1 protein-coding gene and 1 pseudogene are annotated in these 598 nt (G+C 62.4%); both read right to left on the bottom strand.

The genetic code is table 11. From position 1 onward, the window contains the following. Positions 1-179 (bottom strand): annotated as a pseudogene (locus tag D180_RS24780) (Mrr restriction system protein); the annotation flags it as partial. 77 nt (positions 180-256) lie between these two features. Further along, entirely contained in the window at positions 257-451 is a 195-nt protein-coding gene (locus tag D180_RS24785; RefSeq protein ID WP_081616347.1) for a hypothetical protein, read from the bottom strand. Positions 452-598 lie beyond the last annotated feature (147 nt).

Here is a 598-nt window from a genome sequence, read left to right on the forward strand (position 1 = left end):
ATCTTCTCGAAACGGCGGCCGCCGGTCTGGTAGTCCCCGGCCTCGTACTCGGTCATCGTGACCTGCTTGGCCAGCACCTCCAGCGCGTCGCTGGCCCGCATTCCCTCCGGCTGCGCCTTGAGGATCTGGAACAGCATGCGGATCAGCTCGCCTTTGCGGCGCTTGGTGATGTTGGCCATCGTCTCTCCATGTCTCCGGTGTCTTTGGTGCGGGACGCATGCTCAATGATAGCCGCCTTCACGCTGGGGGCTTACCGCTAGGCTCCCGGCTTGCATGCCGTGTCCAACCGGGACTGCAGCGCCGCCAACACGTCGTTTGCCTCGACATAGCGACCCGAGCGACGGGCCTTGGCGCGGGATGCCAACCCACGTGCGACGAGATGTGATGTACCTTCTGCCTCCTCGCATAGCGCCGGATCGACCTGAAGCGCAGGAAAGGACGCACGTTTCATCGCTGACATGGGCCGGATACTCCGCTTGTTGGATTTCGCCATTGCGATGCTCCTTGCAGGAATGGTTGTTTCAATGCGGCGGCACTCACCTATGCGTCAAGCCCAAGCGCAACCCGCACCGCATCGCACGCCGCAATCAAATCCAGC

The organism is Xanthomonas sp. SHU 166, from assembly GCF_000364685.1.
GTDB classification, from domain to species: domain Bacteria; phylum Pseudomonadota; class Gammaproteobacteria; order Xanthomonadales; family Xanthomonadaceae; genus Xanthomonas_A; species Xanthomonas_A sontii.